We start from the raw sequence: 14805 nt of genomic DNA on the forward strand, positions 1-14805 counted from the left end.
AGCCCTCGCTGACTAGTTTGCAGCAGGGTTTCTGTTAAGATATGGACAGTTCAAGATAAACCTGTAGTCAATATGAAAAAAACAACGTTACTTAAAACCGTTTTTGCGTCTTCTATTGCGCTTTCAACCACTTTCGCATCGCAAGTGATTGCATCTCCAGTAGTTGTGCCGGATCCACCACAAATCGCAGCAAAAGGCTACGTGTTGATGGATTACCATTCAGGTAAAGTGCTTGCTGAAAAAGAAATGCACACTAAGCTGTCGCCAGCTAGCCTGACCAAAATGATGACCAGCTACGTTATCGGTCAAGAACTTGCGCGCGGCAACATCAACGAAAATGATGATGTTACTATCAGCAAAAATGCTTGGGCGAAAAACTTCCCAGACTCATCAAAAATGTTCATCGAAGTGGGCACAACGGTAAAAGTAAAAGATCTTAACCGTGGCATCATTATCCAATCAGGTAACGATGCGTGTGTAGCAATGGCTGAGCATATCGCCGGCTCTGAAGATGCCTTCGTTGATCTGATGAATGCTTGGGCTAACTCGCTTGGCATGAAAGATTCACACTTTGCCAACGTACATGGTCTAGATAACGATGCGCTTTATTCAACGCCTTACGATATGGCGTTGCTAGGTAGTGCATTAATTCGTGATGTTCCAGAAGAGTATCGTATTTACTCTGAGAAGAAATTTACCTTTAACGGCATCACACAGTACAACCGTAACGGTCTACTGTGGGACAAAAGCATGAATGTGGACGGTATCAAAACCGGTCACACAAGCAACGCAGGCTACAGCCTAGTTAGCTCAGCAACAGAAGGCAAAATGCGCCTAGTTGCGGTAGTAATGGGGACTAAAAACGCCAATGCTCGTAAATCAGAAAGCAAAAAGCTACTAAGCTACGGCTTCCGCTTCTTTGAAACTGTGGCACCACACAAAGCGGGTGAAACTTTCGTTGAAGAAAAAGTATGGATGGGCGACAAAGATATGGTTGCACTTGGTTTAGACCAAGACACCTACGTAACGCTACCTCGTGGTCAGGCGAAAAACCTAAAAGCGAGTTTCGTACTTGAAAAAGAACTTGAAGCCCCAATTAGTAAAGGTGACGTAGTTGGTAAGCTATACTACCAACTAGATGGTGAAGATATTGCGGAATACCCTCTTCTAGCTCTAGAAGATGTTCAAGAGGGTAGCCTATTTAGCCGCCTTTGGGATTACATCGTGATGCTGGTTAAGAGCCTATTCTGATCCCAACCGCTAAATGAATTTGCAAAGCCGCCTTTGGGCGGCTTTTGTTTGATTAACGTATAATCGCTAATCTTGAGATTAAACCTGATTGGCAGTAAGATTCCGCGCTGCTCAGATCAATATTCCAACTTGGAGTTTTTTACATGTTGACTATCAACTCAGACGCAAAACTGAAAGACCTGCTAGAGTTCCCTTGTAAGTTTACCTACAAGGTGATGGGCTACGCTAAGCCTGAACTACCAGAAAAGGTTCTGGAAGTGATTCAACGCCATGCTCCAGGTGACTACAGTCCAACGGTGAAACCAAGCTCAAAAGGTAACTACCACGCGGTATCTGTTACTATTAAAGCAACTTCAATCGAACAGGTTGAAACGCTTTACAAAGAGCTGGGCGAAATCGACATCGTACGCATGGTTCTATAACTTTATTTGAAAAAATAAATTATTTTTGAAAGCAGCCTCGGCTGCTTTTTTGTTATTTATCAATCAGATAAATAACCATCACATTCACTAGGGTTAAGAATGTGTTATCAACATATAGTTCAAAGTGACAAAGCGGTTTATAATCGACGCTCTTTATTGATAAATGATGGACTCAGGAATGCACCAAACTCTGGTTGTGAAGCATCTTGGAAAACAGGATTACGAGCCAATTTGGCACGCAATGCATGATTTTACCAACACCCGCACAGACGAGACTCTGGATGAGGTTTGGTTTGTCGAACACAACCCTGTATTTACCCAAGGTCAAGCAGGCAAAACAGAGCACTTACTGAACACCGGTGACATTCCGGTAGTACAAAGTGATCGTGGTGGTCAGGTAACCTATCATGGTCCTGGTCAACTAGTGGTCTATTTCCTGATCAATCTACGTAGGAAAAACTTTGGTGTGCGAGATCTCGTTACACACATTGAGAACCTCGTGATCAATACACTGAAAGCTTACAATATCGACTCAGCTGCCCGACCTGATGCGCCCGGAGTGTATGTAGACAATAAAAAAATCTGCTCGCTTGGTTTGCGTATTCGCAAAGGCTGTTCATTCCACGGACTGGCGCTCAACGTGAATATGGACTTAACACCCTTTTTGCGTATCAACCCATGTGGTTATGCGGGCATGGAAATGGTGCAAGTTAGCCAACTTGGCGGTCCAGACTGTGTCGATAATGTGGCAGAGCAATTATTGAAAGAACTCGTGACTTTGTTGGATTACCAACAGATTGAAGTCAGCACAGAAGTCCCAAACGATAAGAAATAGAAGCATGAGTAAACCAATCCAAATGGAAAAAGGCATCAAATACCGTGATGCTGACAAGATGGCACTGATTCCTGTTAAGAACATGCCAGTTGAGCAGAAAGAAGTACTGCGCAAGCCTGACTGGATGAAGATCAAGCTGCCTGCAGATAGCCAACGTATTCAAGATATCAAATCTGCAATGCGTAAAAACAACCTGCACTCAGTTTGTGAGGAAGCCTCATGCCCGAACTTAGCCGAGTGTTTTAACCACGGTACAGCGACCTTTATGATCCTTGGCGCAATTTGTACTCGTCGTTGCCCATTCTGTGACGTTGCCCACGGTCGACCACTGACACCGGAAGCTGACGAGCCACAAAAACTGGCTCAAACCATCAAAGATATGAAGCTAAAGTATGTGGTGATCACCTCTGTTGACCGTGATGACCTACGTGACGGCGGCGCTCAGCACTTTGCTGATTGTAACCGTGAAATCCGTGCTCTTAGCCCGAACATTAAGATTGAAACGCTTGTGCCTGACTTCCGTGGTCGTATGGATGTGGCACTGGATCTGATGAAAGATAACCCGCCAGATGTATTTAACCACAACCTTGAAACCGCGCCACGCTTGTATCGTAAAGCTCGCCCAGGTGCGAACTACAAATGGTCACTAGAGCTACTGAAAAAATTCAAAGAGCAACATCCTGATATCCCAACCAAATCAGGTTTGATGATGGGTCTTGGTGAAACCAAAGAAGAGATCATCGAAGTGCTAAAAGACCTACGTGCCCACGGCGTGACTATGCTAACCCTTGGTCAATATCTTGCGCCTAGCCGTCATCACCTGCCAGTTGAGCGTTATGTGCCGCCATCAGAGTTTGATGAGCTAAAAGAGATTGCTCTAGAACTCGGCTTTACTCACGCTGCTTGTGGTCCATTCGTACGCTCTTCTTACCATGCCGATATGCAAGCGCAAGGTATTGAAGTGAAATAAGCCATTAGCACCAACGCTTTTATCTAAGACCAGCACATCTTGCTGGTCTTTTTCTATCCCATTTCTCTGCCACCAGCAAACCTGTCTTGCACCTATTGATATGCACTTCTAGTCTTATAGAAACCCGCTACGTCATCACTTACGAGCCGACAAGCAAAATCTAGGAGACTGTTATGGAAAAAATAGCCCTACTCGCCTTTTGTACCAGCGCTTTACTGATTGGATGCAACTCCCCAAGCCAGCAAGACCATTTTCGCCAAGCCTCCTTCGAACTGTGCAATACCGAGGTAGATATCTATTCTGTTAGCGATGATGGGCGGGTAAGAATTGTCTGCTCTGACGGCTCCAAATTTGCTCTCACCGAAACCAATACCTTAGAAACCATGCAAGACATCAACATCGATTATTGTGATGGTGAAGGGCTAGGCAAATTTAACGAATCGACTCGCTACTACTCGTTTAAGTGTAAATCCGGTACGCTGCTGAGTATCACGAAGTGAGATGCGGGATGCGGGATGCGGGATGCGGGATGCGGGATGCGGGATGCGGGATGCGGGATGCGGGATGCGGGATGCATGCAAATCATTTTTCGCAGCATTTCGCTTCCAGTTTAAAACAATAGGCAACAAAAAAGAGCCCTACTGGACTCTTTCTGAACTCTCAATTTCAAACTAAATCGCCTCTAATTCAAACTAAATCGCTTCTAATTCAAGGAAAAGTCGCGTTGTTTGAAATCAGCATTGGCAAATAGTGGCAAGAAGTTCTAGGAGAGTACGCATAAAAAAGAGCCCTAGCGGACTCTTTCTAAACTTCAATTTCAAACTAAATCGTCTCTAGTTCAAGGAAAAGGACACAGTTTACGTAAGTAAATGAGCACCTTTGACACAGAAATAGAGTGATTTAGGCAGAAATTATGCGTAAACCGGTAGACGCTTACAGATCTCGAGTACTTTCGCTTTCGTCGCTTCAATAACATCTTGGTTCTCAAGGTTATCAAGCACGTCACACATCCAGTTTGCTAGATCTTTTGAATCTTCTACTGTGAAACCACGGCGCGTAATCGCTGGCGTACCTACACGGATGCCTGATGTTACGAATGGGCTACGTGGATCATTTGGTACTGAGTTTTTGTTTACTGTGATGTTTGCTGCACCTAGTGCTGCGTCTGCATCTTTACCAGTGATGTCTTTGTCGATTAAATCAACTAGGAACAGGTGGTTTTCAGTGCCGTTTGATACGATTTTGTAACCGCGCTCTTGGAATTGAGCAACCATTGCTTTTGCATTTTCTACAACGCGCGCTTGGTATGCTTTAAACTCTGGTTCCATTGCTTCTTTGAACGCGACCGCTTTACCTGCGATTACGTGCATTAGCGGACCACCTTGACCACCAGGGAAGACAGCTGAGTTCAGCTTCTTGTACATGTCTTCACCCGCGTTTGACAGGATTAGACCGCCACGTGGACCTGCTAGAGTTTTGTGCGTCGTTGTTGTCACTACGTGTGCGTGTGGTACTGGCGTTGGGTATACGCCCGCCGCAATTAGACCTGCTACGTGAGCCATGTCGACGAATAGGTAAGCGTCAACTTTGTCTGCAATTTCACGCATGCGTTTCCAATCTACGATTTGTGAGTAAGCAGAGAAACCACCGATGATCATTTTTGGCTTGTGCTCAACTGCTAACGCTTCCATTTCGTCGTAGTTGATTTGACCAGCTTCATCGATACCGTAAGGAATTACGTTGTAGTGCTTACCTGAGAAGTTTACTGGTGAACCGTGCGTTAGGTGACCGCCGTGCGCTAGGCTCATACCTAGCACTGTATCGCCTGGGTTCAATAGCGCCATGTAAACAGCACTGTTTGCTTGAGAACCTGAGTGAGGTTGAACGTTCGCGTACTCACAGCCAAATAGCTGACATGCACGATCAATCGCTAGCGATTCAGCTTTGTCAACGTACTCACAACCACCGTAGTAGCGTTTACCTGGGTAACCTTCAGCGTATTTGTTTGTTAGCTGAGAACCTTGCGCTTCCATTACACGTGGGCTGGTGTAGTTTTCAGAAGCAATTAGTTCAATGTGTTCTTCCTGGCGAAGAGTTTCCTCTTGGATAGCTGCGAACAATTCCGCATCGTAATCTGCGATGTTCATATCACGCTTAAGCATCTGTATCTCCTGACTCAGATTTAGACTGAAAGTTGCAAAAAACTGGTAAACGACTCCGACGCAAACGTTTTCGTCACCCTATTGGCGCGCATTTTAACTAATTTGATCTAGGTCATAAAGAGAAAATTTGAATTTTCTCATGCAGTTTTTTCATACTGTGGTTCAAGGTTTGTCATGTTAGTCGGGTAATTGTGTGATCGCAATCACTATCAGGTTTACACCTTGTAAAATGACGATTACATAGATTTACCTTAAATTTCGCAATCAAGCTACCGAAATGCCGATCTTTTCATTACTATGCACGGCTTTCTTTCACCTGATTAATGATCTTTGATGGCAAAACATACTCGTAAAGAAGACTGGATCGCGATCCTGACTGGTACACTTGTTGTGGCACAAGGTATTTTCTTTCTCCAAGCCGCTCACTTATTAACTGGCGGCACGACTGGCTTGGCACTGCTAATTAGTCAAGTTGTCCCTTGGTCATTCGGCACTCTGTACTTTTTGGCAAACTGTCCATTTTACCTGTTAGCGTGGAAACGTTTTGGGACTAAGTTTGCATTAAATAGTGCGATTTCAGGTGCTTTGGTCTCGGTATTTGCCGATCACCTCCATTTAGTCATTAGTGTCGACAAGGTAAATCCGATTTACTGCGCGATTGCTGGCGGTTTGTTAATGGGCTTAGGTATGTTGATCCTATTTCGTCACCGCTCAAGTCTGGGTGGCTTCAACGTTCTGTGTCTCTACATTCAAGACAAATTTGGTATCTCGGTAGGCAAAACACAGATGGTGATCGATTTGAGCATCTTGGTAACTTCCTACTTCTTTGTTGAGCCGATGACGTTGCTTTACTCTGTAATTGGCGTTGTCGCGTTAAACCTAGTACTCGGGATGAACCACAAACCGCATCGCTACATTGTGAAATACAGCTAAGATTGAAAAATGAAGGCTTTGGTCAATAACCAAAGCCTTTTTTATATCTATCAGATAGCAAATGGGGGTTACTTATCAATAAGGATAATACGGGTCTCATAAGGGCGCAGTTCAATGCTATTGCCTGATTGCTGCATTGGCTGCTGTGGGTAGTTAGTGAGTAAGCACTCCGCTTTCTCTAACTCAATCTCATCGGGTAACTGACACTGCGTTGGCTCAGCGTAGTAGTTACTGATTGATAACAGTTGCTGAGTGTCGGTTTCACGCACATAAACATAACAGCGCTCATCTAACGGTAATAAGTCACAAAAACTACCTTGAGTGATCACAGGATATTGCTTACGCAGTTCAATCAACTGCTTATAAAAGTAAAACACCGAGTTAGTGTCTGCTAACGCTGCTTGTGCATTAATATGTGAGTAGTTACTCGCTACTTCAAGCCAAGGAGTACCTTGGGTAAACCCAGCATGTACTGAACTATCCCACTGCATTGGTGCACGCGAGTTATCACGTGATTTTTGCGCAAGAATCGCCATCATTTCATCATGGCTAACCCCCTGCTGCTCAACCATAATCTGGTACATATTGGTGCTCTCAACATCACGATACTGATTGATGTCTTGATAACCTGGGTTGGTCATCCCCAACTCTTCACCTTGATAGATATATGGAGTTCCTTGCATCATATGCAGTGAAGCAGCAAGCATTTTTGCCGATTCGACACGATAGTTTTGGTCATCACCAAGGCGGCTAACAATACGCGGCTGATCATGGTTACACCAAAACAGTGCGCCCCAACCATTGTTACTTAACCCGGTCTGCCAATGGTTAAAGATCTGCTTAAGCTGGATAAAATCAAACGGTGCCTTAGTCCATTTTTCCCCTTGCGGATAATCCACTTTCAAATGATGGAAGTTAAACACCATCGACAACTCTTTACCATCGAGGGATGAATATTGCTGACAATGCTCAAGCGTGGTGGAAGACATCTCACCAACGGTTACGCTGCCGTATTTCTGAAACACCGCTTGGCTGATCTCTTGCAGATATTCATGGACTCGTGGACCATCGGTATAAAAGCGACGACCATCACCCTCGTCATCATTAGGAAAATCTTGTTGCTTGGAAATCAGATTGATGACATCCAAACGGAAACCATCGACGCCCTTCTCTGCCCAAAAACTAATGATGTTCTTCACCTCTTGGCGAACCTGAGGGTTCTCCCAATTAAGGTCCGCTTGCTCGGTGGCGAAAAGATGCAAATAGTATTGGTTGGTCTGTGAATCTAACGCCCAAGCGCTGCCACCGAACTTCGATTGCCAGTTGTTTGGCACATCGCCGTTTACGGGATCTTTCCAGATGTAGTAATCGCGATATGGACTCTGCTTGTCGCCTAGGGCAGATTGGAACCATTGATGGGCGGTTGATGTGTGGTTAACCACAATATCCATAATAATTCGGATACCGCGTTGATGCGCCTGCTCAAGCAGTGCGTCAAAATCGTCCATATCACCAAACTGCGGGTTAATAGCATAGTAGTCTGAGATGTCGTAGCCATTATCGACCATCGGTGATTGATAAACTGGCGTTAACCAAATGGCATCGATACCCAATTGCTTTAGGTAATCCAGCTTGGAAATAATGCCGCGAATATCGCCCGTTCCTTTATCTCCTGAGTCGCAAAAGCTTTTGGGATAGATTTGATAAATGGTGGCACTCTTCCACCAATCTTGCTGTGGATTGATATTTGTCATAACGGTTTTCACTTACCAGTTTGAGCGAGATTTCGACTCAAGAAAACCCACGGCAAAAGCTGCCGTGGGACAAAAAATTACGCGTTGGCGGTTTCAAGCTCACCTTTCGCTTGAGCACGCTTATAGAAGAACAGAGTGAAGATGATTGGCAATGCGATTGCCACCAGCATCGCGAGCGCATAGACGCCCCAGAACTGTGGCTGGATTGATAGAATCCCCGGCAGACCGCCCACTCCGATGCCATTCGCCATCACACCTGACATGCCACAAATCGCCGCTGCTGCTGCTGAGCCAAACATGGCACTTAGCATTGGAAACTTATACTTGAGGTTAATGCCGTACATCGCCGGTTCCGTCACACCTAAATAAGCGGAGATGGCTGCTGGTACTGAAATATCGCGCTCACCATGTTTTTTACTGATGATAATGATGCCGACCACCGCAGAAGCCTGAGCAATATTTGAAAGCGCAATCAAAGGCCAGATTGGCGTACCGCCTAAATCTTGCATCAATTGCAGGTCAACCGCGTTAGTAGTGTGATGAATACCCGTGATCACCAGTGGCGCATAAAGGAAGCCAAAAATCACAGAGCCAATCACAGCAAAATCGCCAGTCATCGCCGCTTTAGCAGCAAATGCCACGCCATCACCCAACATACGACCAAACGGACCAATAATAGAGTGCGCCAAAACGACAGAAACAATAATTGAGACAAACGGCACCACCACCAAATAGAGGTAGGACGGAACAATGCGTTTTAAGTTAGTCTCAATAAATGCCAATGCCACACCAGCGAGCATTGCTGGTATCACCTGAGCTTGGTAGCCGACCTTCTCAATCACAAACAGTCCGAAATCCCATACTTCAGGCGCTTGTTTACCAATGAGGTAAGCGTTCATCAATTGCGGCGAAACTAAAGTCACACCTAAAGTAATACCCAAGATCGGTGTACCACCCAACTTTTTCACCGTTGACCAACACACACCAACCGGTAGGAAGAAGAAGATCGCTTCACCGATTAACCACAAGAAGCTGTGTACTGTTGCCCAAAATTGACTAATTTCAGTCAGTGACTGACCATCAAACATCTTGATGTCGCCAATCACATTGCGGAAACCTAAGATCAAACCGCCAGTAATAATCGCAGGCAACAGCGGGACAAAGATTTCAGCTAAATGGGAAATCCCGCGCTCAAGCACATTCATGTTCTGACGCGCCGCATTCTTAGCGTCTTCTTTTGAAGCTTCACTCTTACCAGAGAGTGTAATCAACACCTTGTAGACTTCATCAACCTCAGTGCCGATCACCACTTGGAACTGACCTGCATTGGTAAAGCAGCCTTTGACCATCGGCAGAGCTTCCAAACCTTTCTCGTCGGCTTTGGCTGTGTCGTTTAACACAAAACGCAAGCGCGTTAAGCAATGGCTTACGCTGGCAATGTTCTCCGCTCCGCCGACCAATTCGATCAGACGCACAACATCTTGTTTGGCTATCTTACTCATAACCCTGTCCACCCTATTGGAGTTGATTCATTTATAGTTCTTAATTTTAATGGGAACATTCCCATCTCTTGGTGAGTATATTGACAGAATCGATAACAACTAAAAATGGGAACAGTCCCATTAATTGAAAGTGATCACAGTATAATTTTAAATCACTTTAAAAATAGGAACTTAAGCTAGGACGGGTTGCTGAGTGATATGTGAGAGCGACTCTTCACCATTGATATGAGAAATCAATAAGTTAGCCGCTTTTACCCCTGCTTGGGCATAGCCGGGATCAATGCTGAAAACTTTCGGAAAAAGAAAAGAGAGCAGTTCATTACCACCAACGCCTGTCACGATAACCTCCTCACGACCTAACTCTTGTAGACGTTTAATCACCCCAAGCGCTAAGGTATCGCTGGCGCACACAATCGCTTCGGTGCCTTCGCGTAATACTTGCTCAACCAGTTGGTAAGCACTTTCATGATTAAGATCGCCCGTTTGATAATTTGGCGCCACACCTTGTTGCTCACACCATGTGAGGTAAGCGTCAAGACGCAACTGACCTGTAGTACGGTCACTCGGATTCACCCCAATGTAAGCAATCTGAGTTAAAGCTTGCTGCTGCAAATGCTCGAGAGCTTGAGTGATCACTCCGTGATTGTCGTAATTGATTGAAGAAACCTGTTGAGTGTCCATCGCGATCACCACCACACGATCTTGCCATCGTTCAAGCTGCGACAAATCCAAACTGCTGAAACCAAACACGATCACCCCATCTACATTACGGCGCTTAAGTACATCCAAATGCTCAGTGGTTTTTTGCGGATCAAACTGACTTTCCATAATCACCACATCGTAGCCAGCTTGATAAAGCGCTTGCAGCATACTGCCCACCGCTTTGTTCTCTGATGGCGAATCAAGTCGTGAAATAATCACCCCAACAACACGTTGGCTACCGCCGCGCATTGATTGTGCAGACTTAGAAGGGACATAACCCGATTCAGCTATCACTTGCTCCACTTTAATGCGTGTCTCTGGTTTCACTTTGGGATCATTGGTTAACACGCGAGAAACTGTCGACTTACCAACACCAGCAAGGCGGGCAATATCCAAAATGGTCAGCTTTTTGTTCATAGTTGAGGGTTTTATTGTGGTTAGAAAGTCAGTGGCTAAGGCTATGGAGCTTAAACCCAATCACCTCAGCCCATAACATTATTGGCTTTCACAGTTTTTGTAAATCTCTCGACCTAACTCTAAGCGAGCATATTTGCCTTTCGTGTACAAGTTCACAGGCTTGATCTCAGTTTGCGCGTTTTCCGGCAACATGTAACGCGTCCCCGAACCCGATGGAACCTGCACTAGCGCATAATCAACGCCATCGACTTGAACCAATGCGCCCTGCTCTTCAATCAGATAGTCTGCGGCAAACTGTTTATCTTCACTGCATTGATACTGATAGCCGTACTGATCATTGTTGTTAGTCGTTGAGTCGTTACTGGTCGCACAACCCGCAAGAAGAACAGCACTAGTGATACAAATGCTGGCTCTGAACATAGTCACCTCCGATAAAAATAAAGGCTGCAACGGCAGCCTTTAAATAATAGTCTATTTTTTTAGATAGTTAGGTTAATCATTTATCTAAGTACCTTGGAACATCGCGGATACTGTCCAAAACAGCGCTCGCTAATGACTCACCTTGCTCAGTAACTGGCTTGCCGGTACGCACCAAAATTTTTGTGCCCACACCTGCCGCTTCAGCCGCCATCATATCTTCTGCTTTATCGCCAACCATCACTGAGTTAGCCATATCAATTTTTAGGAAATCACGCGCCGAGATAAACATACCCGGCTTTGGCTTACGACAATCACAGTCTTCTTTATATTTACCTTGCCCATGTTCAGCATGGTGTGGACAGTAATAAATGCCATCGAGCTCAACACCGTTATCAACAAAGTTCCAATCCATCCACTGAGTGAGAGAAAGGAAGCGATCTTCGCTGAACTTACCACGCGCAATTCCCGACTGGTTAGTTACCAATACCAGCAAATAGCCCATCTGCTGTAGCTTTTTGGTCGCTTCAAAAACGCCTTCGATAAATTCGAAGTCATGCTCATCATGTACATAGCCGTGGTCTACGTTAATTACGCCATCACGATCCAAAAAAACTGCTGGTTTCGCCAAAATTACTGTCTCTATTTGCTTGTATAACTTAAAGGATTATACCCGCTTTATTTCTTTCATCACTATCTAATTACTTAATCGTTTGCTTACCAAGGTGAGTTTGGACGTCTAGACGTAAAAATATCTATTGACACTAATTCAACAAACCCATAGCATCATCTATTAAATGAGATGTAGCTCAACATAATATACTGTTCAAACACTCGAGCATAAGCAGGTTTCTCAATGATTGAAATTAATCAGGTAAATAAGGTGTTCTATCAAGGCAAAAAGGAAATTAATGCCTTGAAAGATATTAACCTCCATATCTCCCAAGGGACTATTTTTGGGGTGATCGGTGCGTCTGGCGCTGGTAAAAGTACCCTGATCCGCTGCGTAAACATGCTTGAAGCACCAACCAGTGGTGAAATCATCGTCGATGGCGTCGACTTAACCAAATTGAGTAAATCTCAACTGAGCGAAGCTCGTCGTAACATTGGCATGATTTTCCAGCATTTTAATCTGCTGTCATCCCGTACTGTGTTTGAAAACGTGGCACTGCCACTTGAGCTAGCGGGCAAAGAAAAGTCACACATTACTAGCAAAGTGACTGAACTGCTTAAATTGGTTGGTCTAGCGGATAAACATGAAAGCTACCCATCAAATTTAAGTGGCGGTCAAAAACAGCGTGTTGCTATCGCTCGTGCACTAGCATGCGATCCTAAAGTATTGCTGTGTGATGAAGCCACCAGCGCACTCGATCCAGCAACCACGCAATCGATCTTAGAATTGCTACGTGAAATCAACCGCCAACTAAAAATTACCATCCTGCTTATCACTCACGAAATGGATGTGGTTAAGAGCATCTGTCACGAAGTGGCGATTATTGGTGGTGGTGAGTTAGTGGAAAAAGGCACGGTTGGCGAAATTTTTGCCCATCCGAAAACTGAACTGGCGCATCAATTTATTCGTTCAACTTTAGACTTGTCGATTCCTGAAGATTACCAAGCGCGCCTACAACCAACCCGCGTTGCAGATAGCTACCCGTTGGTACGTCTTGAATTTACCGGCGCAACGGTTGACGCACCATTGATGAGCCAAATTGCGCGCAAATACAATATCGACATCAGTATTCTTAGCTCAGATCTTGATTACGCTGGCGGCGTGAAATTCGGCATGATGGTCGCAGAGCTGTTTGGCAACGAAGAAGATGACAACAGGGCAATTGAATTCTTGCGTGAAAACAACGTGAAAGTAGAGGTGCTTGGCTATGTCCTTTAATACCATTTCTGATTGGCTAAGCTTAAATGCAGATTTGTTGCTTGGTGCAACATGGGAAACCATCTATATGGTGGCAGTAGCTGGCATCGTTGGCTTTGCGATTGGTATTCCTCTTGGAGTAATTCTACACACCAGCAAAAAAGGTGGTTTACTTGAGAACCCTCGTCTAAACAGCGCATTAGGTGCGATTGTTAACATTGGTCGCTCAGTACCTTTCTTAGTGTTGATGGTGGCAATTATCCCAGTAACCAAGTTTTTAGTCGGTACCTTTATCGGCACGACCGCGGCGATTGTTCCACTGACCATTGGCGCCATCCCTTTTGTGGCTCGTCTGATTGAAGGCGCGCTACTGGAAGTTCCAACCGGCTTGGTAGAAGCTGCGCAAGCTATGGGCGCGACACCGCTGCAAATTATTAATAAGGTACTGCTTCCTGAAGCACTACCAACGATTGTTAACTCAGTCACTATCACACTAGTCACACTAGTTAGCTACTCTGCAATGGCAGGTACTGTTGGCGGCGGTGGTCTTGGTGATGTTGCCATTCGTTATGGTTTCCACCGTTATGATGTGGTGATAATGGCTGTGACTGTCGTGATGTTGATTGTATTGGTACAAATTATTCAGTCTATCGGTGACGCCGTTGTTCGCCACGTAGACCACAGATAAGAATTCATATAAGGAGATGTGTTATGAAATTTGGTTTTAAATCTTTAGTTGCTATCGTGGCAGCAGCATCCGCACTTGTGCTAACGGGTTGTGGCGAGAAGGAAGTCGACAACAGCAAAATTAAAGTGGGTGTAATGGCAGGTGCTGAAGAGCAAGTTGCTGAAGTTGCAGCTAAAGTTGCAAAAGAAAAGTTTGGTCTTGAAGTAGAGCTAATTACTTTCTCTGACTATGTAACGCCAAACGCAGCACTGGATGATGGCTCTATCGATATTAACGCATTCCAACACAAGCCATACCTAGATCAGCAAATCGCTGACCGTGGCTACAAACTGGTTATCGCGGGTAACACCTTTGTGTATCCAATCGCAGGCTACTCGAAAGAAATCAAAGCGGTTGAAGAGATCCAAGATGGTGCGCGTATTGCAGTACCAAACGATCCAACTAACCTAGGTCGCTCACTACTACTTCTTGAGCAACAAGGTTTGATCAAACTACGTGATGGCGTTGGTCTACTAGCAACAGTACGTGACATCGTGGAAAACCCGAAAAACCTAACCATCGTTGAGCTAGATGCAGCACAACTGCCACGCTCACTAGATGACGTAGTGCTTTCAGTAATCAACAACACTTACGCAGCGTCAGTTAATCTAACTCCACAACGCGACGGTATTTTTGTGGAAGACAAAGAATCTCCATACGTAAACCTTATCGTTGCTCGTGAAGACAACGTGAATGCAGAAAACGTGGTTAACTTCGTAAAAGCATACCAATCTGAAGAAGTATACTCAGCAGCGTCTGAAATCTTCAAAGGTGGCGTTGCTAAAGGCTGGTAATCACGCACTTAGCAAGAAATTATCTTACAAGCTGGCTTTCGAGCCAGCT

The 14805-nt window shown here is 44.9% G+C and carries 15 protein-coding genes; 9 read left to right on the top strand and 6 right to left on the bottom strand.

Annotated features, from left to right (window positions below):
* Nucleotides 1-72: 72 nt before the first annotated feature.
* From DPF93_RS12295 to DPF93_RS12315, 5 genes are all read left to right on the top strand, one after another.
* Nucleotides 73-1251, top strand: coding sequence for a serine hydrolase (locus DPF93_RS12295; RefSeq protein ID WP_114766453.1), 1179 nt, complete (start codon nt 73-75; stop codon nt 1249-1251).
* A gap of 143 nt (nt 1252-1394) precedes the next feature.
* Nucleotides 1395-1673: a DUF493 family protein YbeD gene (gene ybeD / locus DPF93_RS12300; protein WP_075651088.1), complete on the top strand. Its 279-nt coding sequence runs from the start codon at nt 1395-1397 to the stop codon at nt 1671-1673.
* Nucleotides 1674-1851: 178 nt separating this feature from the next.
* Nucleotides 1852-2508, top strand: a complete 657-nt coding sequence (gene lipB, locus DPF93_RS12305; RefSeq protein WP_114766454.1) for a lipoyl(octanoyl) transferase LipB — start codon at nt 1852-1854, stop codon at nt 2506-2508.
* A gap of 4 nt (nt 2509-2512) precedes the next feature.
* Nucleotides 2513-3478, top strand: coding sequence for a lipoyl synthase (lipA, locus tag DPF93_RS12310; RefSeq protein WP_114766455.1), 966 nt, complete (start codon nt 2513-2515; stop codon nt 3476-3478).
* A 173-nt stretch (nt 3479-3651) separates the two neighbouring features.
* Nucleotides 3652-3978: a hypothetical protein gene (locus DPF93_RS12315; RefSeq protein WP_114766456.1), complete on the top strand. Its 327-nt coding sequence runs from the start codon at nt 3652-3654 to the stop codon at nt 3976-3978.
* 411 nt (nt 3979-4389) lie between these two features.
* Here the strand turns inward: DPF93_RS12315 and glyA are convergent, their stop codons facing one another.
* Nucleotides 4390-5640, bottom strand: coding sequence for a serine hydroxymethyltransferase (gene glyA, locus DPF93_RS12325; RefSeq protein WP_114766458.1), 1251 nt, complete (start codon nt 5638-5640; stop codon nt 4390-4392).
* Between the two features lie 333 nt (nt 5641-5973).
* Here glyA and DPF93_RS12330 point away from each other — a divergent pair, with 333 nt between their 5' ends.
* Nucleotides 5974-6573 carry a YitT family protein gene (locus DPF93_RS12330; protein WP_114766459.1) on the top strand — a complete coding sequence of 200 codons (600 nt, stop codon included), beginning with the start codon at nt 5974-5976 and terminating at the stop codon, nt 6571-6573.
* A 68-nt stretch (nt 6574-6641) separates the two neighbouring features.
* Here DPF93_RS12330 and treC read toward each other — a convergent pair whose 3' ends face one another.
* The 5 genes from treC to gmhB all read right to left on the bottom strand — a co-directional run bounded on the left by treC (nt 6642) and on the right by gmhB (nt 11996).
* Nucleotides 6642-8327 carry an alpha,alpha-phosphotrehalase gene (gene treC / locus DPF93_RS12335; RefSeq protein WP_114766460.1) on the bottom strand — a complete coding sequence of 562 codons (1686 nt, stop codon included), beginning with the start codon at nt 8325-8327 and terminating at the stop codon, nt 6642-6644.
* Nucleotides 8328-8404: 77 nt separating this feature from the next.
* Nucleotides 8405-9829 (bottom strand): PTS trehalose transporter subunit IIBC, encoded by a 1425-nt coding sequence (gene treB, locus DPF93_RS12340; protein ID WP_114766461.1) that lies wholly within the window; start codon nt 9827-9829, stop codon nt 8405-8407.
* A 171-nt stretch (nt 9830-10000) separates the two neighbouring features.
* A complete protein-coding gene (gene treR, locus DPF93_RS12345; protein WP_114766462.1) occupies nt 10001-10948 on the bottom strand; it encodes a trehalose operon repressor TreR in 948 nt (315 codons plus the stop codon).
* Nucleotides 10949-11026: 78 nt separating this feature from the next.
* A complete protein-coding gene (locus tag DPF93_RS12350) occupies nt 11027-11368 on the bottom strand; it encodes an MliC family protein (protein ID WP_114766463.1) in 342 nt (113 codons plus the stop codon).
* A gap of 76 nt (nt 11369-11444) precedes the next feature.
* Nucleotides 11445-11996 carry a D-glycero-beta-D-manno-heptose 1,7-bisphosphate 7-phosphatase gene (gmhB, locus tag DPF93_RS12355; RefSeq protein WP_114766464.1) on the bottom strand — a complete coding sequence of 184 codons (552 nt, stop codon included), beginning with the start codon at nt 11994-11996 and terminating at the stop codon, nt 11445-11447.
* 225 nt (nt 11997-12221) lie between these two features.
* Here gmhB and metN point away from each other — a divergent pair, with 225 nt between their 5' ends.
* Genes metN through DPF93_RS12370 form a run of 3 tightly spaced genes read left to right on the top strand, consistent with a single transcriptional unit; the run spans nt 12222 to nt 14756 of the window.
* A complete protein-coding gene (gene metN / locus DPF93_RS12360; RefSeq protein ID WP_114766465.1) occupies nt 12222-13256 on the top strand; it encodes a methionine ABC transporter ATP-binding protein MetN in 1035 nt (344 codons plus the stop codon).
* On the top strand, nt 13246-13923 hold the full coding sequence (locus tag DPF93_RS12365) for a methionine ABC transporter permease (protein ID WP_114766466.1): 678 nt from the start codon (nt 13246-13248) through the stop codon (nt 13921-13923). The genes metN and DPF93_RS12365 overlap by 11 nt, the downstream gene beginning before the upstream one ends.
* Nucleotides 13924-13946: 23 nt before the next feature.
* Nucleotides 13947-14756 carry a MetQ/NlpA family lipoprotein gene (locus DPF93_RS12370; RefSeq protein WP_114766467.1) on the top strand — a complete coding sequence of 270 codons (810 nt, stop codon included), beginning with the start codon at nt 13947-13949 and terminating at the stop codon, nt 14754-14756.
* The last annotated feature ends 49 nt before the right edge of the window (nt 14757-14805 follow it).

The organism is Vibrio rhodolitus, assembly GCF_003350325.1.
Classification (GTDB): domain Bacteria; phylum Pseudomonadota; class Gammaproteobacteria; order Enterobacterales; family Vibrionaceae; genus Vibrio; species Vibrio rhodolitus.